The following is a 21,422-nucleotide window of genomic DNA, read 5'->3' on the forward strand; positions in this document are numbered from 1 at the left end:
CTTTCCAAAATATTAAAAAATCGCAAACCTTTAACAAAAGTTTGTCGTTTTTTAAAATTACCAGTAAAATATTCCTTATTAAAAGGAGTAGTGAAGCGTGAATAAAGTAAAACGTAATTTTTGGCAAACCAGAATTGGATTCTTAACAGTCCTTACACTTTGCTTTTGGGCAAAATATATGTATGCGGCTTATTTTGATTTTAAGCTTGGTTTAAGCGATCCATACCAGCATTTTATTGTCTGGTTAACCCCGCTTGGTACATGTATCATTATCCTTAGCTTAGGACTTTATTTTTCTAAACCATTAATTTCATACATTGCCATGCTGGTTTTAGATACAATAAATACAATTTTGCTCTTTGCAAATGTAATTTATTATCGTCAATTCTCAGATTTTTTAACCAGTAAAACCATCCAAAATACCGGTAAAGTATCACAGGGACTAGGTAAAAGTACTGTTGCCTTACTGCATCCTAGTGATATCCTTCTCTGGCTTGACCTAATAATAATTATTATCTTATTAATTATAAAAGTTATCAAAATTGATCCACGTAAGTATGGCTTTAAGCGACCATTTGCAGTTTCATCATTCGGAGTTTTTATGTTAACTTTGAACATGTTCTTAGCTGAAACTTCGCGTCCGCGTTTGTTAAGAAACACTTTTGATCGCTCTTATGTAGTTAAATATTTAGGAATTGATACTTATTCAGTATACGATCTTTTAAAAAGTGCGCAGTCAAATCAAGTTAAGAAAAACGCTAATGCCGAAGATATTAATCAGGTATTGGCTTTCACTAAAAAGCATTACGCTAATGCCAATCCAGAATATTTTGGAAAAGCTAAGGGTAAAAATGTCATTGTCTTACACCTCGAAAGTTTCCAGCAATTTTTAATTGGTTTAAAAATTAATGGTCAGGAAGTCACGCCATTCCTTAACTCGCTTTACCATAGTAAAGATACAGTCAGCTTTAGCAACTTCTATCATCAAGTAGGCTTAGGCAGAACTAGCGATGCTGAGAACATGCTTGAAACTGGAACATACGGTATTTCAGATGGTTCGCTTTTCTCTTCTTTAGGGTCTGAAAATACATTTCAAGGTGCTCCACAAATTCTTCGCCAAACTGGCTATACCTCAGCTGTTTTTCATGGCAATACTGGAACATTTTGGAATCGAAATGAAGTATACAAAAATCTCGGCTATAACTACTTCTTTGATGCAAATTACTTTTCACAAAAGAAAAATGACAAAATTGGATATGGTCTAAAAGATAAATTATTATTTGGTGAAAGTATCAAGTACCTTGAACAAATACAGCAGCCCTTTTACGTTAAATATCTAACCGTTACTAACCACATCCCATTCCAGTTAGACCAAGAAGATAAAGACAATAACTTTACTACTACCGATACTTCAAATACAACAATCAACAACTACTTCGAGACAGCTCATTATCTTGATCAATCAATCAAAGAATTTTTTGATTATCTAAAAAAGAGTGGTCTTGACAAAAACACCATGGTCATTCTCTATGGTGACCATTATGGTGTGGGTAGCTCAGATGACGAATTATCTGCCTTAGCTCCTGTTCTAGGCAAAGATTTCAACAAGTGGACATCCTATGACACAGCTGAACTTCAAAAAGTTCCATTCATGATACATATGGATGGAATCAAGGGTAAAGTAGATAATAAAATCAGTGGTGAAATTGATGTGCTTCCAACTCTACTGCATCTTTTAGGAATTTCAAATAAAAATTATATTCAATTTGGACAAGACTTATTTTCTAAACAATACCGTCAAGTCGTTGTCTTTAGAAATGGCACAATAATTACTCCTAAATACGTAATTATTGGTGGTAAAGGAACTAAAGGGACAGTTTACAACCAACAAACTGGAGAAAAAATTACCAAATTTAATAAAAAGCAAAAAGATGAAATCAATAAATTAACTAGCTATGGGCGTACTTCACTCCACTATTCAGATTTATTGAACAATCATAATCTTTTGCGCTTCTACACTCCTGCTGGCTTTATTCCGACAAATCCAACTGAGTTCGACTATAAAGTCAATTATCAAAAAATGCTGACATTACGAAAACAACTTGGTAACAAATCTACCTCTCTCTATTCTCAACATAAGGGTTCAACTACCGACCTTTATGACACAGATGCCTCTGAAATTGATAAAGATGAAATCAACAAGGTTCCTGAAAACATTCAGTCTGCAACAAGTGATAAAAGTAAAAGCCATCAGGACAATGCTCCTAAAAAAGATAATCTAGAAAAATAAGCAAAAAAGTATCGAAAAAACTTAAGAATCGAAAAATCCTACTAAATCAGTGTCAAGATTTAGTAGGATTTTGTTTTAAGTTAAATTCTAAAATTTGCTAAAAATATACTTTTTCACAGATTTTTTAATCTTTAATAAATTCTTTATAGCCCTTATCATACAAAGTTACCGTAAATTTTGCTCCCTTGCCGGGTTCTGAATCAACATCGATCTTACCGCCATGTTGCTTAATAAGCGACAAAACAATAGAGAGTCCTAATCCTGATTCTCCAGACCCAATTTTAGCCCTGGAAGGATCAGCCTTATAAAATCGCTCAAAAATATACTTCATCTGCTTTTGACTCATGCCAATTCCAGTATCTGCGATCTCGAACTGGGCTCCATGCTTAATTCTCCAAGCGGAAATTTTAATTTTTCCGTTTTCAGTAAATTGCAAAGCATTTTGAACTAAATTTACCATTATTTGCGTAAATCTATCTTTATCTGCATAAACTTCAACTTCAGATGGACAATCAAGAATCAATTTGTCATTTTTTTGAATGGCTTTTTGCTTCATCTGAGTTAACAAATTCGTTAAGACCTCGGTAGCATTGAATCGAGATTGAATTAGACTAATTTTATTATTTCTAATTTTTTCGTAGTCTAAGTTTTCATTTACTAACCTAATTAATCGTTTAGTTTCACTATGCATCAAAGCAATTGATTTTGGCTTTGCCTCTTCAGGAATAGCATCATATTCAAAACCCTCTAGTAGCCCATTAATCGTAGTTAAAGGCGTTCTCATTTCATGGGCAGCGTCAGCCATAAATTGCTCTCGTCGCTTCTCTTGTGCCTTGATTTCGTCATTTGACTCTTTTAATGCGTTGACCATAATATTAAAATTACGTGCCAAGTCATCAATTTCGTCAGTATCTTTGTGTTTCAAATGTACATTAAAGTCACCTTGAGCGACCTTTTTAGTAGCACTTGATAAAAGTTTGATTTTTCTAGAAATATAATATGACAAAATAAAGCTAATTAGGCCACCAATTACTAGAGAACTAAGCAATGCTGTAATCAGATTATGTTTTTCACGTACAATCATCTGTTCAACATTCTGGACGCGCGAACCAATCCAAATAACTCCAACCAATTTTCCATTGCTACGCCAAGGAACAATTACACTGGTATAAGGATCCTTATTAGAAAAAGACGTCACACGTCCATCTTCATGGTCATTTCTAATTCGAATAGTTTTTCCATTCTTCAATTGTTTAAATAATTTCTGTGGCAAAGCCCAGTTCATTGTAGTTTCAGGATAAACTTGCCTATTTTTATTATTAAAAATGCGAAGATTTACATCTTCGCCTTCCATTACTACCTGTAAATTCTTTAAAAATTTTGCATCTAATTCATGTCTAGGATTATCTTTAGCTAAAGCTAATTTTCCAATTGACGTTCCATATCCTTCTAAACGTGAATAACTTTGAGAATATGCCTGAATAGTTGCAAAGTGAATTGTGGATGAGCCGATAATTACAATACTGGTAATAATTACTAGTAAAAAACCCAACATTTCTTGGTAGAATAGTTTCAATTTCTATACCTCAGAATCGTCAAACTTATAACCCACGCCCCAAACTGTTTGCACCACTTGAGGACCAGCTTTTTCTAGTTTTTGCCGTAATTTTTTGATATGAGCATCAACAGTTCTTTCTTCGCCAAAGAATTCATATCCCCAAACTAATTCTAAAAGCTTATCTCTTGAAAAAACTTGTTTTGGTTTTTGAGCCATCGTGTAAAGTAAGTCAAATTCCTTTGGAGTTAAGCCTTCAACAATATTATCATCAAAGCGCACTTCTCTTCGATCTTTTGAAATCTTTAGATGCTTAGTAATTACATCATACTTTACGCCATTAGAAGCATGCATATCTTTTTCTATACGACTTCTTCGATATAAAGCTTTAATGCGGGCAATTAGTGCTAATGGACTGAATGGTTTAGTAACATATTCATCTGCACCAATGCCCAAACCCAAAATTTGATCAGTTTCTGAGTCACGTGCAGTTAACATAATGATTGGTATTGAAAGAGAAATAGCCCTTATTTCTTTAGCTACTTCCATTCCATCCTTTCTAGGTAAGTTAAGATCTAACGTTACAATGTCATAAGAATCTGGATGCGCTTTAAACATCTCAACAGCTTCTATACCATCCTTAGCTATATCTACTTCCCATTGTTCTTTACTGAAGAACATCTTCATCATTTCTGCAACAGAATTGTCATCTTCAACCATTAATATCTTTAGCATTATTTATCCTTAAATCCTTTTACTCTAGTATGTTTAATTTTATCTGGTTCAATATAATCATGTGGTAATTCATGCCGGGCACGTAAGAAAGCCTGCAATTTTTTCTCAGTTAAGATTATCGGAGCCAAAATAAACAAATAAAAAGTAAGCAACCAGATCAAGAAATAGCGATCCCAGTGTAAGAAATGAATTCCTAATCCCAATAGAAATTGAACTAAGCCAAAAATCATGAAATAATTTCGTGCAACTTTTTGCGCATACTTGTAACTTGTTTCATTAACTGAAGCCAAATACGACATATATCCATAAACTTGATTCGGATTAGGTGAAGGAGCGATCAGCCAAATGACTCCGATTACAAACATTATTACCCCGCAACCAATATATATCATTTGACCAACTCCATTCACTTAAATTTATTCTTTACCAGGAGCTGAAATTACTAAACGTAAGTCACCGCTAAAACTAAAGTTCTTCATCTCATTAGGAATAATAAAATTAGTACCCAATTTGATATTATATTCTTTACCGTCAGCAATAAACTTACCTTTACCTTTAATTACAGATACTAAAAGATAAGGATGATCATTTAGACTCCAATCAAAACTCCCATCAACATCGATCTGCCATAAATAAAAATGCGGTGACATTGGTGGTTGAGCTAAAGTAGTAATCTTTGCATCTCCCAATGTTTCAGATGTAATTTTCAGCTTCGGATCTTTATGTGGTACTTGAATAGTATCAAGAGATTGTTTAATATGCAACTCTCTCTTTTTACCAGTTTTCTTATCTACTCGGTCCCAATCATACAATCTATAGGTTACATCACTTGATTGTTGTGTTTCAATAACCATAATTCCTTTAGTTAATGCGTGAACCGTTCCAGAAGGTACATATAAAAAGTCTCCTTCTTTCACTGGTACATAACGTAAAAGCTTCGACCACTTTCCATTTTTGATCCAATCTTCTAGTTCTTCTTTACTAGTTGCATTGTGCCCATAGACAAGTTTAGCACCAGGTTCGGCATGAAGCACATACCAACTTTCAGTTTTTCCAGAATCATTTTCATGAATTCTAGCGTATTCGTCATCTGGGTGTACTTGAACAGACAAATTATCATTTGCATCTAAGAATTTAACTAATAGTGGAAATTCCTTAGCCTTGGGATTACCAAATAATTCTGGATGCTCTAAATATACTTCTCTTAACGTCTTTCCTTTTAATGGACCGGCATTAACTGTCGAAGCGTCATCTTTGTATCCAGATATTACCCAAGCTTCTCCAACTTTTCCATCTGGAATATCATATCCTAAAACTGTATTTAACTTACGTCCACCCCAAATTTTGGGTCTGAAATATGGTGTTAAAAATAATGGTTCCATAAAAAAATCACCTCAATAAAAGTATATATCTTTTTTAGATGATTTTGAAATCGATTTCAGCTATTTTTTTGAATATTTTTTTATTCCACTAATTAAACGTTTAATTCCATCCTCTACCATAGAAATTGGTGAAGCTAGATTAAGCCGTAAAAATTTATTACCATTACCGCGATAAATACTACCAGGTGAAACAATTAGACCAGTTTCTTTTCTAATATAATCAGCTAATTCTTGACTATTTGACGAAACTTTACTTACATCAAGCCACAACAAGTAAGTTGCTGGGCCTGATACAATTTTTACATCTTCCAGATTATTAGTTATTTCTTTTTCAGCATAATTAAAATTACGATTAATTATCACTAACAATTCATGTAACCAGCTAAAGCCTTCAGTATATGCAGCAATTGTTGCTGGAATAGCTAAAAGATTTGGCTCAGCCAATTCATCGCTGTTAAGACCTCGATTGACGATATAACGTAAATTTTCATCTGGAATAATTACGGTTGCAGCATGAAGAGCAGCTACGTTAAAAGTCTTACTTGGAGAAACTAAACTAATTATATTATCCCTCAAAGCTTCAGAAACTGAAAATGCAGGGGTGTATTTAACGTTATCTCTGACCAAGTCTCCATGAATTTCATCTGATAGAAGAATTACGTGATATTTTTGACATAAAGATGCAATTCTCTCTACTTCCGTAGGTGTCCAAACTATCTTTACCAAAATAATCACCATTAATTTCAGCATTTTTAATTTTGACGTCCTCACAAGTCCACATTGTTTCTTCTGCATTAGAAAAGAAAACATGATCTAATGAAATATGCTTACACCGTCTAAATAACTTAGGAGCTTGTAAATCTGAATTTTTAATTGAAATATTATTAGTATACCAAATACCGCTTCGCGACATTGTTTCAAAGGTACTGTCAGCAACTTTAATATTATTCGAATACCATAAAGGATATTTATATTTAAAAATAGTAGATTTTATTTCTAAACTTTGCGTTTCTTTTAATGGTGATTCTCCTTCACCAAAAGTAATATTCTCTAAAATTGTATCCGAAAGGCCATATAGCGGTCTTTCTCCTTCAAAATACTTTTCTTTAATTATTTGCATAGATTTCCTCTTTTATTAACTCTTTCAATATTTAGTCTAAATTATGAAAAATAAATGTCTAATATTTGCTAACTATAACGAAATATATTTTTATGCTATAGATTAGTTTTGCACCAAGATTACTTTTCAAATTTATTATAGAAAAAATAAAATTTTGAGAAAATTTACAGTTTTTCATACTAGAATAAATTAAATTTATAGCAAAAAAAAGGATGAGTTTCAAAGCTCATCCTTTTTAATCAATTTAGTTATTACGTTTACGCTTAGAAACACCAGCTAAGCCGATAACGCCAAGCATTGAACTTACAGCACCTACTATAGCTGCAACAATACCATTTTTAGCTCCAGCTTTTGGAAGTTCTGATTGAGTTGTCTTCTTAACTGAAGTTGTTGGAACTTCTGAAGTTGGTTTAGTTGGATTATGCGGAGTATCAGGAGTATTTGGTGTTGTTGGTGTATTAGGTTTCTCTGGAGTAGTTGGAACATTTGGAATTGGAGTTACAGGTTGATGTGGCTTCAAGTTATATCCACCGATTAAGTCCCAATCAACTGGTTTGCCCCATTCACCAGGAAGAGCAGCACTATTTGGTGCATCTTTTTTAAGAACACCCATCATATCATCGTTTTCGCTAGTGTCATCCCAAATCCAGTCACCTTAGTTAGTCATTTTAGCTAAAACAGTAGTAGTATTATCTGGATTAATTTGTAACAAGAAACTTGGTGCCCAAGTTGCGTGCATACCCTTTCCAGCAACTTCACCACGGTTAGTGATATAAGAAGTAATCAATAATTGATCATCTCTTCCTTCTACTGGAACTGCATAGTATGAGTAAGTTGCAGTACGCCAGTTTGCTGGAACAGAAGCAGTTAAAACTACTCCAGATTCATTTAATGGAACGTATCCATGAGTTAGGTTATCAGAAACGTAACCAATCATTGCAACGTTATCACCAACTGCTTTATTAGCAGCCATCCATGCATCGTCGTTACTTCCACGGTTTAATCTAGTAGCAGCAAATAAGTAATACTTGTTGCCCAAACGAACTACATCAGGACGTTCAATTTCATCACTTACCATTGGAGAACTAATAAATGGTGTGTAGACCTTCTCAACACCAGGGTTCTTAGTATCATTGTTTAACTTAATAATACCGATTGCAGCATTAGACCATTTTGCTCTATCTTTAATATCAGAGTTAGACAAGATTTGGAAGAAATCACCTAAATTATCTTTGTTAGTGCCACCGTAATTTAACCATTGATAAATTTGGTCAGCACCTTGATAATTCTCTGTACCAGTACTTGCTTCAAAGACAAGGTAACGATTACCATCTTTATCATCAATTACGTGTGCATCACGCATTGCAATATTATCTGCACCCTTGTTGGTCTTCTTCCATTGATTGTAAGTTTGGTAATGGTAGCCATCACCCTCAAAAACGATGTGGTCATTATCGACGTGTGCAATAGAAATCTTGTCTTGATCCTTTTCAAGATTTAAGTAGACAGTTGCACTTGCAATCTTTTGGTGGTTAGTGTTGTTATCACTTGTATCAACCTTAGTATAGTAAAGTTGGATTGAACCATCTTTATTTAAAGTTGCTGAGCCAGACCATTGTTGAATAACTGGAGTACCTAAGCCAAAAATAGGACCAGCATTCTTCCAATTATTAAAGTTATTGTCACCGTACTTGTTGTAAAGAAGATAAATATGATTGTCATTAGTATTTGGAACTCCCATCATTCCAACTACTAATTGATAACCATTCCAGTTAGAAACATAACCAGTTTTTGCGTCTTGAACTGGCCATGAATCCCAAATTTCTAAGTCTTCTACTTTTCCTGTTTGGGCATCCATAGTTTTTGCTGCAGGCATGTTCTTAATTTTACTTGCATTAAAGAAAGGAATAGCGTAACGAGCATCTTGTTCAATTAAAGTTTTAGCAATTTTCTTAAAGTCACTGTAAGTTAATTGAGTACCGCTCTTTGCTTCTTTAGAAAAGTTAATCTTATTTAATTCATTAATTTGATCATTGGTTAATTTACTGGTATCTACATCAGATTCTTTAACAATATCTTTAATTTGACCCTTTAATTCAGCTTTGTTATCGTTTGATGCTGTTTTTGTTGAAGTTTCGTTAGCTTTTTCTTCAGTATTTGTCTTAAATGAAGTAGCTGCTTTTTCATCTTGTTTTACTGCATCGTTCTTTTTAACATCAGCAGAAGAATTAACAGGTGTCTTCTCAGTACCATCTACTGTTTCTTTAGTAGTTGTTGTAGAGGTGGTAGCAGCTTTAACATTATTTACTGGTGAAGTATTAACAGCATCTGCTTTAACTTCTTTAGTTGCTGCTGAAGTCACAGTAGTAGCTTTTTCTGCTTTAGTATCAACACTCTTTTCTGAGCTTGAATTTACTTGATTATTATTTTTATTATTTGCTGAAGTAGTAGTACTTACTGCTACAGTTTTGTTTTCATTAACGTTGTCTGCATTAGTAGTAGCAGCATTTACAGTGGAAGCACTTAATACAATTGCTGCTGTAGACAAGGTTCCCATTAATAAAGATTTTCCGCTTAAAGACATCTTCTTATGATTTTTATTTTCCAACATCTTTTCTCCTCCTACATGCTAAGCGTTTAACATTTCATCTTACAGACTATCACCTTTTGTTATAAAAATAAATATTATTTTAAAAAAATTGTATAGATTTGGCAAAATTTACTGTTTTTGTATTCAATTGCCACTTGTCAATCGTTTATCACATTAATACTAAAAAAGCCACACCAGATAATTACTCTAGTGTGGCTTTTCCAACTATTTATGGAGATGAGGGGAATTGAACCCCTGTCCAAACGTATTCCGTCGTTAACCTCTACGATCATAGTTATATTACTTAAACTTCGCTTTGATAAAACGCCATATAACAGGGCTAAACTATCAAAACTAACCTAAGAATCTTATTTCTAACTATTAAGGTAAGTAGTTAAACGTAGCTCGTTAAATGGTAAGACCCGCAGACAGACACGAGCAATCCGTCATTGGATCACGCAGCCTGACTAAGCAGCTACTGCGTAAGAATTTTCGTTATTTGCAGTTATAATTTAACTGTGACGTTTTAACGTAGACGTGACCTACGAATCGCAGTCAACGCGAATCTACGCCTGTCGAATCCCAAAACATCCCCAGATGTTTCAATGATATCACAGTCACTGTTAAAATGCTATAACTTTGCTTTCACAGCTATTTATCTAATTTAGCTAAACGAACAACGTCACGTGCAATCATTAACTCTTCATTTGTTGGAACGATCATCGCAGTAATCTTTGATTTCGGTGTAGTGATAATTCCTTCCTTGTTAGCTTTATTAGCTTTTTCGTCATATTCAAGACCAAGCCAAGTAAGACCATCCATAATCTGTTTTCTTACACTTGCATCATGTTCACCGATTCCTGCAGTAAAGACTAAAACATCTAAGCCACCCATTTCAGTCATATAAGCCCCAATATAGCGAACAATTCGGTTAATAAAAATGTCTTTTGTAAGTTTAGCCTGTTTATCACCATTTTTAATTGCTTTTTCAATGTCTCTCATATCTGGGGAGATTCCTGAAAGACCGAGTAAACCAGATTTAGTGTTTAACATCTTAATAACTTCATTAAAGCTGGTAATGTTGCCTTTTTTCATAATAAATTGAAGCAAGGAAGGATCTACATCCCCACTTCTAGTACTCATTGTAATTCCTGCAACCGGACTGAATCCCATTGAAGTATCAAAAGACTTTCCATCTTTAATAGCAGTAACTGATGCACCACTACCTAGATGACAAAGAACCATCTTCAAATCTTCAACTGGCTTCTTTAATAAGTCAGCTGTCCGACGTGATACATAGCGAGCAGAAGTACCATGTGCACCATATTTTCTAGCACGGAACTTTTCATAATACTTATATGGTACTGAATATAAGTATTGAACAGGATCTAATGATTGGTGAAAAGAAGTATCAAAAACAGCAACCTCAGGAACGTTAGGTAAAACTTTCATAAAAGCATAGATACCGTCGGCTTCAGCTGGGTTATGCAATGGTGCATAGTCACTCATATTATAAATCTTCCAAAGATTATCATCTGTAATGACTGTACTATCAGTAAATTCTTCACCACCAGCAACAACACGATGTCCTACCCCAGCAATATCTGCTAAAGAATCGATCACATTGTATTCTTTAAGCCAGCTAAGCAACTTTTGGACTGCTTCTTCTTGATTAGCAATATCACTTTGTTCATCATGTTGACTGCCATCTGCTAAAGTCATTGTGAAAACAGATCCTGGCAAACCAACACGGTCAGCCATACCAGATGCAATTACTTTTTCATTATCTAGAGAAAATAATTTGTATTTAAATGATGAACTACCTGAGTTTACTGCTAAAACTTTTTTCATTTTATATACCTCTCGTATTATATAAATTAATCTTCACTCTTATGATACCAGTCATTTAGTTTCATATTAAATGCTACTAAAGATTCTGGTTTCTTTAATGAATCTAATTTAGCCACCAGAACCTCACGCTTAACAGCATGTTCTCCATGATTTTGAAAAACTAAAATAGATTTTTGTTGAATCTGACTTGAAAACATATCATCGGGCAAATCGACAATTGCCTGAATATTAACTTTTTTAGCTAACCAAGTCATGAATTCAGTAGATCCTTTACCAGTAAACAGTAATCTAGGTACTACTAAAAATGCAAAACCATCACGTTTAAGGTTATTTACTATTTGTTCAATAAATAAAGTATGAGCAAAAGAATGTCCCTCTTTTGCGTGATTTTCGAAGCGCTCAGCATTATTATCCAATGGATAATAACCTACTGGCACATCACTTACCACTATATCCGCCTTTTCAATCATCCATGGATCTAAAGCATCTTGACAGTATAAATCAATTTTTAAATCTTCAAGATGAGCACCAATATCTGCTAAATCCAATAATGCTTCTTCATTATCAATTCCAATTAATTTGTAATTGTTTTGTGAATGATTTTCCTGAATCAACTGTCTAATAACCGAATAAAGTAAATTTCCAGTTCCAATTGCGGGGTCAACCACAGTTTTTTTACCTTTAGAAACGATTCTTTGCCAAATTAAAGCAATTATTGTAGCAATCACTGAAGGTGTTGGCATCAAGTTATAGTCACTGGCATCTTGAGTAACTGCTTTTAAAGTTAATAGAGTAAATATTTGTACTTTTAGAGCACGTGGCAAATTATCATAATCTAATTGACGATACTCTTCAGTTAATTCAGCTACAGTTTCTTTATCTGGGGCACCCGATTCGACTTTGATCTTACCATTTTCTAGATTATCAAAGGTTTCCGTTAATGCCGATGAAAAAGAGACATTCAGAGCTTTTTGTAAATGCTCAATAGCCTTCTGAAACTTTGGATATAATTCTTCTACTTTTTGCATTTTTCTTCCTTCTTTAATATTCCTTCTAATATTTTATAGGTATCATCAAATACTAGCAAGCAAACAATGTTACTTGGAAAAATAATTTATTAAAGAAAGATTACTTTCCATATTTTCAGTAAAACTATGTTGATACATCATTACGAAAGCAATACAAATATTAATAAGCAGTAAACTACTAATTAAGGCACTTCCCTTAAGTCTTTTTACTATTATCTTTTTTCTCATCCTTTATTTTATCTTCCTTCTTCTCTGGTAAATCTGTTTTGAAAAACATCTCACTTTGCCTACCATCTTTTTCAGTTACTAAAATAGTAAAAGAATCTTTTGCAGTAGAACATTTTATTCTTTTAACTTGAAAAAGCAGTGGCATGTGCCCTCCCTCATCTGTTCTCATTCTCAAAACATCATTTGAACTCATATCAATTACATATGTATCGTAAATTAAATCACCATTCTTTTTCTTCTTATCCGATAACTTTCTAAGAACAATTTTAGTTGGATCTGAACCAGTTGTACTTACTTCAACATGTCCACTTTCTTTTAAGAAATTATTTATTTGTACATAACTATACGTAATCTCATTAACTCCGGTTTTTTGGCGATTAATTTTTCTAAGTGTACCTACAAGTCCAAATAATATTTGTGCACATAAAATAGTAACTGCGATTGCAAACACAGCTTCTAATAAGGTAAAGCCCTTTATCTTTTTCATTATTCTTACCTACGATAGAGATGATCATGCACTAATAACGTTTTTTTATCACTATGTCTAAAAATATATTCCGCATATGCCTTATCTACTCGTTTTTCAATTTGTTTCTCAGTCTGCCTATTTTGTTTAATTGTCATCCCTAAAAGCAATACTCCTAGACAAGCTATCGTAAAGCCTACACATGCTTCCCACAAAATGAAGCCCTTTATTTTTCTATTCTTCAACCATCCTACCCCATGTCATCTGTATTTTTATCTTTTTCTCTTTACTTCCACTCTTAACAGTAATTGTTCTTGGCGATATCGTTCCGCGATTGCTAATGTATAAATTATTAAAATTATAAACTCTAACATGTCGATTCAAATATACTTTTGATACTTGATGTGGCTCCATTATCTGAATTGAAGAATTATTGTCAAAATATGATAAAAAATATGACTTCTTTTCTACTGTTGAACGGTGTAAATACTTATTTATAGTTGATCTAATTTGACGCGTAGTACTATCCAAAATTATTTGTTCCTTAATATTTTTCACGTAAAGCGTTGGCATTAACACAAGTAAACAAACTATTGCTAAAGTAACTATCGTTTCAACTAAAGTAAAAGCCTTTATTCTCTTAAAAATCATTTTTGTGGTAATTTTTCATATCTCTCTTTTTGTTTTTGAGAAATATATTCTTTCTTTACCAGCTCTTCTAATGAAGTACCATCTCCATTATCTGCAGCTAATTGTCTTTGAGTCTCAACCGTTGTTCTTAAGGCTTCATCTGTTTTACTAGTTGCTCTCTCTTTTTGCTTACTTAGTCCTGGAACAATTAGCAAAATCAACATCGCAATAATGGCAATTACAATTACCATTTCAACTAAGGTAAATCCTTTTACCCGTTTATTTTTCATAATAAATTGTTTTAACTTTTTCATTTTTCCCTCTACATTGTTTCCATTAAATGATACATTGGCATTAAAATTTTCAAATACATCCCCAGAATACAAATTCCAATAAAAATAAAGCATAGTGGCTGCAAATTAACGATTAAACCATTTAATTTGAGATTTAGTTCATAAAAAAGTGTCTTGCTAAGTAATAGCGCTCTTTTCCCAATTTGCTCTCTTGTTGTTCCGGTTTCTAAAAGCATAACTAAGTTATTAGAAATAAAGGCTTCATTCTCAATAATTGTTTTAATCTCAGTTCCTTTTTCTAACTGATTCTTCACTTTTGTTCCTAAGACTTGCTGTAATGAGTTCTTTGGTTGCTGATCAGTAAGTTGGCAAATTTTTTGTAATGAAAAGCCGTTGATTAATAAAACAGCTAAGTCAGACACGATAAGATAGTGAACATATAAATTTAATGTTGGTCCAATTACAGGTATCCTAGTTAATTTCTTCAGTGCATAATAATCTTGCCTATTAAGTAGCCTGATTACCTTACTAATAAAAAATGCACCTATAATAACTAACATCACAAGTCCACCCAGCATTACATTACTCGTCCAGTCATTATCTGACATTTCTGTCTTTAAAAAAGTTTGCATACAAATTAATAGCGTAACCATCATTCCAATTAAAAGTGCTGGATAAGCTAATTCTCCTCGCAGCTTCTTTAACTGCTTATTTTTCAAGCGAATAAGTTTACTTAATTGGTCCAAACAAGACAATAAATTGCCATCAATAATTGCCATATTTATTTGTGCAGCTAAAGTACTAGAAAATCCTACTTCATGCAATACATCCCCAAGTTGCCTACCTTCTTCAACCTGTTTACTTATATAAACTAATTGATTAGAATCACCACTCCATATTTTAGGCAGCAATTTTAAACTAGCATTAAGCGAATAACCGTTAATCAGTGCTTGTCTTAAATAATCAATAAAAATTAATTGAGCAGCGCTATTTAGCTTATCCTTCTTCATAAAGATGCTTCGTATCTTCACTAATCTTTCCTCTTTCAACCAACTGCTCTAAAGCACTTTGCCAGTTGCGCAAATCATGACGCTTATCATTAGACATAATAGCTTGATCAAGTATTTTTCCATATCCAATATCCATTAAACAGGCAACTTTATTTCGATCTTTTATCGGTAACAATCTTTGATAAGAAGCAGCCGTCAAGCAATTGCACAATTCGTCTTTAGTGATTCCTAATCCTTCAAGCCGTGAAATTGTTTGTAAAGCTGTTTTTGCATGAATAGTTGCTAAAACCAAATGTCCACTTAGAGCTGCGTTAATACTGATTTTGGCAGTTTCTTGGTCTCGAATTTCTCCAATAATTAAAATATCCGGTCTATGACGTAAAGCAGCCTTTAGTAAATCTGGGTAAGTAATTCCCGCAACAAGATTCACTTGTGTTTGTAAAAAACTTGGATTCCAAACCTCGACTGGATCTTCAATAGTCATTACAACCTTTTTTTCTCCAACTAATTGCGCTAACTCATACATGGTTGAGGTCTTTCCTGATCCTGTCGGACCGCTAGTCACTATCAGCCCACGTTGATTGGTGAGTCTTTTTAGCAAATCAAATTGTTCGGGGAGAAAATAATTATTACTTTTCCCTTCATAAATTAATCGAACTACTAAAGACTCATCTCCTTCAAATTCCCCTACACTTGAGAAGCGTAAAAAGACCTTTTCACCCCGAAATTCAGTCTGATACGCCCCCACTTGTGGTCTACGACGCTCAGATATATCCATTTGCGCCTGAAACTTGAAATAATTAAGTAATTCCTTTCCTACTTTCTGGCTTAATTCTTTTATTTTACTCAAACCTAGGGCAGTTCGAATCTTTATTTCATATCCTCTAATAGCGGGAAAAATAAAGATATCACTAGCATGGCTTTCAATTGCTTTTTCTAAAATAGCTTCTGATACTTCGTTCATAATTAATCCCTCCTTTGCCATACACTTATTAGTACGCGAAAATAGGCCATATTTTTTTATCATTTTAAAAATTAAGAAAAAAAAGACTGACACAAAGGTCAGCCATAAAAAATAGACCTAACAAAATTAGGTCTACTTCTTGATAAATTATTATTCATCATCATCTGCAGCAGCAGTATAAACATTAGAAACATCATCGTTATCTTCTAATGCATCAATTAAATGAGTAAATTGCTCTTTTTTATCTGCTGGAACTGGAGTGGTGTTTTGCGGAATCATAGTTAATTCAGCGTTAGCTAACTTGTAGCCAGCTTTTTCTAAAGCATCACGTACAGCAGTAAATTGCTTAGGATCAGTGTAGATTTCGAATGCATCATCACTAGTTTCTAAATCATCCCCACCAGCATCCATAACATCAAGTAAAACTTGGTCTTCATCAGCATCAGTAGTGGAACGATCAATTACGATGTAACCCTTACGGTCAAACATGTAAGCAACGGAACCAGTTGCACCGAGTGAACCACCATTACGAGTAAAGGCAACACGGACATCAGAAGCAGTACGGTTCTTGTTATCAGTTAAAGCTTCAACTAAAACTGCAACACCACCTGGTGCATAGCCTTCATAGGTAATTTCATCATAATGTTCATCTGAATTACCTTCAGCCTTCTTAATAGCACGTTCAATGTTAGTCTTAGGCATGTTTGCTGCACGTGCTTTATCCATAACCATACGTAAAGTAGGATTTCCTGAAGGGTCAGGACCACCACTCTTTGCAGCCATATAAATTTCACGAGATAATTTTTGGAAAACTTTACCTCTCTTAGCGTCTTGCGCATTCTTGCGGCCTTGAATATTGTGCCATTTTGAATGTCCTGACATAAGAATCCTTCTTTCTTTTTATTTAATATAGTTAACCTTGTCAATCATAACGCACTCAAGGTTTAAATTCAATCTATGATTAATTAGGAATTGCTTTTTTCTTGATGGTGTCTAATCCAGTAAACAAAAATACAGAGTAAAATAGCTAAAAGCGCTCCAGCTGAATCAAGAGCAACATCGTGAAGACTTGGGGTTCTATCTCCTGTCAAATATTGATGAAATTCATCTAATCCAGCTAATCCAATAATTCCTAACCAGATAAACAAAGGTCCACACCATTTTTTAAATAAACGATCTAATCCTAAACAAGCAAATAAACCAACTAAAAAATACGATGAAAAATGGGCAAATTTTCTCATGACAAATTGTGTCATTCCAGCTTCCCCATTGTCTAAAAATGCATTATGCCAGCGACCAGCATAATAAATATTCCATTTTCCAACTATTCTTTCAATAATCGGAAAATGTCGATGAATAAATCCTGGTGACATCTCTTGTTCGTGATAAGTCATCGAACTGGAAATAAATAAACCTAAAAGCACTAAGAGCATCAAACAGACAAAGATCATTTCTCGCTTAGTTAATACTGTTTTTTTCATTTTTCAACTTTCCTACTTTCAAGTTCTTCAGCAACCAAAACAATTATTTTTTTAGCAATTTCAACTTTAGTTGTTTCTGTAATATTTTCAGTTGTTTTATCTTGCCTTAAAACCATGACTTTATCTTCATCACTACCAAATACTCCATGACTGACATCATTTGCAACAATCATGTCAGCTTTTTTCTCTTGCAATTTTTTCGAAGCATTTTCTAATAAGTTATTTGTTTCAGCAGCAAAACCAACAACAACTTGATTCGCTTTTTTTATACTTCCCATTTTTTTCAAAATATCAGGAGTTTCTTTCAAATAAATTTTTAACTCATCCCCCTGATCCTGCTTTTTGATTTTATGAGCAATATAATTTACCGGTTCATAATCTGCTACAGCTGCTGCCATAATTAAAGCATCTGCACCTAAAAAAGCTGTCTTAACTGCTGAGAACATCTGTTCTGTAGTTTCTACCTTAATGTTTTTTAAACTAGGCGAATTAGGTAATGAGACAGCAATATGACCCGAAATTAAAATCACCTCGGCTCCAGCAACAAGAGCAGCTTTAGCTAAAGCTATTCCCATCTTACCACTTGAACGGTTACCTAAAAAACGAACCGGATCAAGCGGAGATATTGTTCCACCTGCAGTAATTACAATTTTTTTACCAGCTAATATTTGTTTAGCTTGAAAAGAATCATCTATCCAAGCCATAATGTTATCTGGCTCTGGCATCCTTCCCTTACCACTATATCCTTCAGCTAAGCGCCCAGTAGCAGGATCCATTACCGCAATTCCATCTTGTTTTAATAAGGCTAGATTTCTTTGAAAGGCTGGATTACTCCACATATGACTATTCATAGCTGGAACTACATATTTAGGTGAAGCTGTTGCTAGGAAAGTTGTACTTGCCGCATCATCAGCAATACCATTTGCAATTTTAGCAATAAAATTAGCCGTTGCTGGAACTACAACAGCAATTTCTGTCCAATCGGCTAATTCAATGTGCTGAATCTGATCAGCTCTTTCTTTTTCCCAGAGATCAGTCAACACTGGATACTTAGTTAAAGCAGCTAATGTTTGCGTACCGATTAAATGGACAGCTTCTTTTGTCATAACTACTCTTACTTCATGTCCCTCTTTTTGAAAATTTCGTACAACGTTAATTGCTTTATAGGCGGCAATACTACCTGTAATATAAACTGTAGCTTTCATTTTTCTCAACCTTAATTTCATAATTTCTTTCTACTATAACACAAGCTAACTAAGACAAATTATTAAAAAATAAATTATCAAATTAAAAATCATTAACGGATTCTGATATGATTTATATTGAATAAAGATATCGATCACATACCTTGAAAGGATAAATATACAAAATGAAAAAATATTATCAAAAGATTTTTTCTCTTTTTATTGTAATGGGGGCTTTATTTCTAGTTCTTACTGGCTGCTCCAAAAAAGAAAATTCATCGTCTAACAAAATCTCGATTGTTACCAGCACCAATGTTTATGCTAATATTGCACAAAATGTTTTAGGTAAGTACGGCAAAGCAACAGCCATTATTACTAGTAGTTCCACCGATCCCCACGATTTTGAACCAACTACTGCAGATGCAAAAAAAGTTCAAGATGCCAAAATTGTTGTAGCTAATGGTTTAGGATATGATTCCTGGCTAGCAAAACTGGCTAAATCAAGTAATAAGTCTGCTGTTTTAGTTGGTGAAGACTTAATGAATTTGAAAAGCGGTGATAATCCTCATATCTGGTTTGACTTAAATATGCCAACAAAATATGTCAACTATTTGGTAAAGCGCTTATCTAAAATTGATAAAAAACACGCAAACTATTATAAAGAGAATGGAATTAAATATTTAGCAAAAATCAAAAAAGTCAAAAAAATAGCTGATTCAATTGATGGTACAAAACAAAAACCAGTATATGTTAGTGAACCAGTATTCGACTATGCTTTGAAAGCCACCCACTTTAAGATCGGCGATAAAGATTTTGAAGAGGCAATCGAAAATGAAACTGATCCGAGTGCCAAAATTGTTCATCAAATGAATCAAACTATTAATAATCGTGGTATCTCTTTCTTTGTTAAAAACTCCCAAGTAAGTAGTTCTACCGTTAACAATTTCGTTAAAAGAGCCAAATCAAAGAAGATTCCAATCTTGCAAGTTCGTGAAACTATTCCAAACAATACAACTTATTTGAAATGGATGACAGAAAATTATCAAAATTTAGCAAATATCGCTAAAAAGTTAAAATAATTACCAAAAAAGAGGCATGAGCCTCTTTTTTATTACCCTAAAATATCCTTTAATTTGTTATTAAATTGCTTAGGAATTTCTGCCATAATTACGTGACCAGTTGGTGACATAATAAAACTATCTACTTGATCATTTTTTTCTTCAAGCAACTTTTCATATCCTTCACGATAATACGGACTCTCCTTAGCAATAAAAAAAGTAATCGGAATTGTTGCGTTTTCTATAACTTTTCGCCAATCTAAGGACATATGATTTTCTAACAAGTCCACATTATCTTTTCTATTAAAGGGGTTTTCTTCTTTTGCTTTCATAAGTTTGGCATAAACACCATCATCTAGTCCTGCGAAAGTTTCATGAACATGGGGTCTTTCCTGACATTTTTTATGATAATTTTCACTTGTATAGTCCATAAAGCCATACTTCCAATTCTTATCATTAAGCATCTTAGGTGATTGATCTACCACTAATGCACGCTTAACAACAGTTGGCCATCTTTTTATTAGACAGAAAATAATCGAAGCGCCCATTGAATGTCCCATGAAAATAGCCTGTTTAATTTTCAGAAAAGAAATTAATTCTTCTAAATCTTGTGTTAAACGAACAATATTATGTCCTCTTTCTGTGCGTTGGCTCTTCCCCATATTTCGGTGGTCATAAGTAAGTACTTGATACCCTAAATTATTAAGAAATGGTACTTGAGCAGACCATATTTCTTGATATGCACCAAAACCATTTACTAGGACAATCGTCTTCCCTTTCCCAGTTAATTCATAATTAATTTTTACATTATCACTTGTTTCAAACAGCATTTTTACTCCTTATTCTGTTTAATTCTAATGAATAAACATCCAACTGCAGCAATAATCGCAATAATCAAAGCTTGACTTAATCCACTACTTAAGCTTACGTTGATCCCGTCATAAACGCTTTGCTGGAGCGAGCTTGTGGCAATTCCAGCCGCGTATGATAAAACACCATATGAACCAATTGCAGCAATCATAAGCGGTAAAATTGCAATCTTTTTACCAAATAAAACCATTACCATTGCCAAAATGTAGAGACCAATTAGTAGGAAATAAATCAAATGATAAATCTCAGCTGCTTGTTTTACATCCGCAGAATTCTGTCTTAATTGTTCATTTACTAATTGCAATATTAACTGATTAAAAACTTGTTCTTGTTGCGTATCATTATTTAGTTTTAGATCAGATGCAGCTAATTTACCATTGGCTAAATAATTAGTACTCAATTGATTTAGCCCTTGATATGATGTTTTTAATTCAATATTCTTGGGTAATTGTGATAAAAGCGTATCTTCGATTCCCGATTCTTGCAAAAAACTGACTCCCATTTGCAAATCACTATTATTCGCTTGGTCAACTACCTTATTAATTGAGCTTTTCACAAGACCAGCAGTACTATCAACTTTCAATTCAACTGGACTTGTTAAAGTCAAACTTAGTGAGATAAAGATTAATCCAATTACAACTAATCTCCAAATCCATTTTATTAATTTCATTTTTTCTCCTAACGAAA

General features: G+C 33.5%; 18 protein-coding genes, 1 other RNA gene and 3 pseudogenes. 2 read left to right on the forward strand and 20 right to left on the reverse strand.

Features of this window, described 5'->3' with window-relative positions; translation table 11 throughout:
* Positions 1 to 97: 97 nt before the first annotated feature.
* Positions 98 to 2,290, forward strand: a complete 2,193-nt coding sequence (locus tag LGAS_RS06185; protein ID WP_003652062.1) for an LTA synthase family protein — start codon at positions 98 to 100, stop codon at positions 2,288 to 2,290.
* Positions 2,291 to 2,414: 124 nt separating this feature from the next.
* On the opposite strand, the gene LGAS_RS06190 is transcribed toward LGAS_RS06185, so the two are convergent.
* The 18 genes and pseudogenes from LGAS_RS06190 to coaBC all read right to left on the reverse strand — a co-directional run bounded on the left by LGAS_RS06190 (position 2,415) and on the right by coaBC (position 18,828).
* The gene (locus LGAS_RS06190) at positions 2,415 to 3,866 is read right to left on the reverse strand and encodes a sensor histidine kinase (protein WP_003647055.1); all 1,452 of its coding nucleotides are present in this window, start codon (positions 3,864 to 3,866) and stop codon (positions 2,415 to 2,417) included.
* Between the two features lie 3 nt (positions 3,867 to 3,869).
* On the reverse strand, positions 3,870 to 4,580 hold the full coding sequence (locus tag LGAS_RS06195; RefSeq protein ID WP_003647054.1) for a response regulator transcription factor: 711 nt from the start codon (positions 4,578 to 4,580) through the stop codon (positions 3,870 to 3,872).
* Positions 4,580 to 4,972 carry an SdpI family protein gene (locus LGAS_RS06200; RefSeq protein ID WP_003647053.1) on the reverse strand — a complete coding sequence of 131 codons (393 nt, stop codon included), beginning with the start codon at positions 4,970 to 4,972 and terminating at the stop codon, positions 4,580 to 4,582. Before LGAS_RS06200 ends, LGAS_RS06195 begins: the two co-directional genes overlap by 1 nt.
* 24 nt (positions 4,973 to 4,996) lie before the next feature.
* A complete protein-coding gene (gene manA / locus LGAS_RS06205) occupies positions 4,997 to 5,962 on the reverse strand; it encodes a mannose-6-phosphate isomerase, class I (protein ID WP_003647052.1) in 966 nt (321 codons plus the stop codon).
* A gap of 60 nt (positions 5,963 to 6,022) precedes the next feature.
* Positions 6,023 to 6,676 (reverse strand): annotated as a pseudogene (locus tag LGAS_RS09820) (aminotransferase class I/II-fold pyridoxal phosphate-dependent enzyme); the annotation flags it as partial.
* Positions 6,663 to 7,082, reverse strand: a pseudogene (locus LGAS_RS09825) (DUF3737 family protein); the annotation flags it as partial. The pseudogenes LGAS_RS09825 and LGAS_RS09820, both read right to left, overlap by 14 nt.
* A gap of 244 nt (positions 7,083 to 7,326) precedes the next feature.
* Positions 7,327 to 9,693 (reverse strand): annotated as a pseudogene (locus LGAS_RS06220) (glycoside hydrolase family 68 protein).
* A gap of 208 nt (positions 9,694 to 9,901) precedes the next feature.
* Positions 9,902 to 10,267: a transfer-messenger RNA gene (ssrA, locus tag LGAS_RS09485) on the reverse strand.
* A 56-nt stretch (positions 10,268 to 10,323) separates the two neighbouring features.
* Positions 10,324 to 11,523: an acetate/propionate family kinase gene (locus tag LGAS_RS06225; protein WP_003647049.1), complete on the reverse strand. Its 1,200-nt coding sequence runs from the start codon at positions 11,521 to 11,523 to the stop codon at positions 10,324 to 10,326.
* Positions 11,524 to 11,549: 26 nt separating this feature from the next.
* Positions 11,550 to 12,551 (reverse strand): class I SAM-dependent methyltransferase, encoded by a 1,002-nt coding sequence (locus LGAS_RS06230; RefSeq protein WP_003647048.1) that lies wholly within the window; start codon positions 12,549 to 12,551, stop codon positions 11,550 to 11,552.
* Between the two features lie 196 nt (positions 12,552 to 12,747).
* Complete coding sequence (gene comGF, locus LGAS_RS06235) at positions 12,748 to 13,266, reverse strand: competence type IV pilus minor pilin ComGF (RefSeq protein WP_003647046.1); 519 nt, start codon at positions 13,264 to 13,266, stop codon at positions 12,748 to 12,750.
* Between the two features lie 213 nt (positions 13,267 to 13,479).
* Positions 13,480 to 13,776: a hypothetical protein gene (locus LGAS_RS06245; RefSeq protein ID WP_003654195.1), complete on the reverse strand. Its 297-nt coding sequence runs from the start codon at positions 13,774 to 13,776 to the stop codon at positions 13,480 to 13,482.
* Positions 13,777 to 13,892: 116 nt separating this feature from the next.
* Entirely contained in the window at positions 13,893 to 14,189 is a 297-nt protein-coding gene (gene comGC / locus LGAS_RS06250) for a competence type IV pilus major pilin ComGC (protein ID WP_003652043.1), read from the reverse strand.
* Between the two features lie 8 nt (positions 14,190 to 14,197).
* Entirely contained in the window at positions 14,198 to 15,178 is a 981-nt protein-coding gene (locus LGAS_RS06255; protein WP_003652041.1) for a type II secretion system F family protein, read from the reverse strand.
* Positions 15,165 to 16,142 carry a competence type IV pilus ATPase ComGA gene (gene comGA, locus LGAS_RS06260; RefSeq protein WP_003652038.1) on the reverse strand — a complete coding sequence of 326 codons (978 nt, stop codon included), beginning with the start codon at positions 16,140 to 16,142 and terminating at the stop codon, positions 15,165 to 15,167. The genes LGAS_RS06255 and comGA overlap by 14 nt, the downstream gene beginning before the upstream one ends.
* A gap of 150 nt (positions 16,143 to 16,292) precedes the next feature.
* On the reverse strand, positions 16,293 to 17,024 hold the full coding sequence (locus tag LGAS_RS06265; RefSeq protein ID WP_003647041.1) for a YebC/PmpR family DNA-binding transcriptional regulator: 732 nt from the start codon (positions 17,022 to 17,024) through the stop codon (positions 16,293 to 16,295).
* Between the two features lie 83 nt (positions 17,025 to 17,107).
* Positions 17,108 to 17,623, reverse strand: coding sequence for a VanZ family protein (locus LGAS_RS06270; protein WP_003647040.1), 516 nt, complete (start codon positions 17,621 to 17,623; stop codon positions 17,108 to 17,110).
* Positions 17,620 to 18,828 carry a bifunctional phosphopantothenoylcysteine decarboxylase/phosphopantothenate--cysteine ligase CoaBC gene (gene coaBC, locus LGAS_RS06275; RefSeq protein WP_003647039.1) on the reverse strand — a complete coding sequence of 403 codons (1,209 nt, stop codon included), beginning with the start codon at positions 18,826 to 18,828 and terminating at the stop codon, positions 17,620 to 17,622. The genes LGAS_RS06270 and coaBC overlap by 4 nt, the downstream gene beginning before the upstream one ends.
* A gap of 164 nt (positions 18,829 to 18,992) precedes the next feature.
* Between coaBC and LGAS_RS06280 the strand changes: the two genes are divergently transcribed.
* On the forward strand, positions 18,993 to 19,886 hold the full coding sequence (locus tag LGAS_RS06280) for a metal ABC transporter solute-binding protein, Zn/Mn family (RefSeq protein WP_003652564.1): 894 nt from the start codon (positions 18,993 to 18,995) through the stop codon (positions 19,884 to 19,886).
* 32 nt (positions 19,887 to 19,918) lie between these two features.
* Here LGAS_RS06280 and LGAS_RS06285 read toward each other — a convergent pair whose 3' ends face one another.
* A complete protein-coding gene (locus tag LGAS_RS06285) occupies positions 19,919 to 20,695 on the reverse strand; it encodes an alpha/beta fold hydrolase (RefSeq protein ID WP_003647037.1) in 777 nt (258 codons plus the stop codon).
* Between the two features lie 2 nt (positions 20,696 to 20,697).
* Complete coding sequence (locus LGAS_RS06290; protein ID WP_003647036.1) at positions 20,698 to 21,405, reverse strand: hypothetical protein; 708 nt, start codon at positions 21,403 to 21,405, stop codon at positions 20,698 to 20,700.
* Positions 21,406 to 21,422: the final 17 nt, after the last annotated feature.

The organism is Lactobacillus gasseri ATCC 33323 = JCM 1131 (genome assembly GCF_000014425.1).
In the GTDB taxonomy this organism is placed as follows: Bacteria; Bacillota; Bacilli; order Lactobacillales; family Lactobacillaceae; genus Lactobacillus; species Lactobacillus gasseri.

Bases quoted from the DNA above. Each gene is read 5' to 3' on its own strand.
- LGAS_RS06265 (WP_003647041.1), bottom strand. From the start codon at position 17,024: ATGTCAGGACATTCAAAATGGCACAATATTCAAGGCCGCAAGAATGCG.
- LGAS_RS06280 (WP_003652564.1), top strand. From the start codon at position 18,993: ATGAAAAAATATTATCAAAAGATTTTTTCTCTTTTTATTGTAATGGGG.
- comGF (WP_003647046.1), bottom strand. From the start codon at position 13,266: ATGAAAAAGATAAAGGGCTTTACCTTATTAGAAGCTGTGTTTGCAATC.
- LGAS_RS06290 (WP_003647036.1), bottom strand. From the start codon at position 21,405: ATGAAATTAATAAAATGGATTTGGAGATTAGTTGTAATTGGATTAATC.
- LGAS_RS06225 (WP_003647049.1), bottom strand. From the start codon at position 11,523: ATGAAAAAAGTTTTAGCAGTAAACTCAGGTAGTTCATCATTTAAATAC.
- LGAS_RS06200 (WP_003647053.1), bottom strand. From the start codon at position 4,972: ATGATATATATTGGTTGCGGGGTAATAATGTTTGTAATCGGAGTCATT.
- manA (WP_003647052.1), bottom strand. From the start codon at position 5,962: ATGGAACCATTATTTTTAACACCATATTTCAGACCCAAAATTTGGGGT.
- LGAS_RS06285 (WP_003647037.1), bottom strand. From the start codon at position 20,695: ATGCTGTTTGAAACAAGTGATAATGTAAAAATTAATTATGAATTAACT.
- LGAS_RS06230 (WP_003647048.1), bottom strand. From the start codon at position 12,551: ATGCAAAAAGTAGAAGAATTATATCCAAAGTTTCAGAAGGCTATTGAG.
- coaBC (WP_003647039.1), bottom strand. From the start codon at position 18,828: ATGAAAGCTACAGTTTATATTACAGGTAGTATTGCCGCCTATAAAGCA.
- comGA (WP_003652038.1), bottom strand. From the start codon at position 16,142: ATGAACGAAGTATCAGAAGCTATTTTAGAAAAAGCAATTGAAAGCCAT.
- LGAS_RS06270 (WP_003647040.1), bottom strand. From the start codon at position 17,623: ATGAAAAAAACAGTATTAACTAAGCGAGAAATGATCTTTGTCTGTTTG.
- LGAS_RS06195 (WP_003647054.1), bottom strand. From the start codon at position 4,580: ATGCTAAAGATATTAATGGTTGAAGATGACAATTCTGTTGCAGAAATG.
- LGAS_RS06255 (WP_003652041.1), bottom strand. From the start codon at position 15,178: ATGAAGAAGGATAAGCTAAATAGCGCTGCTCAATTAATTTTTATTGAT.
- comGC (WP_003652043.1), bottom strand. From the start codon at position 14,189: ATGAAAAAGTTAAAACAATTTATTATGAAAAATAAACGGGTAAAAGGA.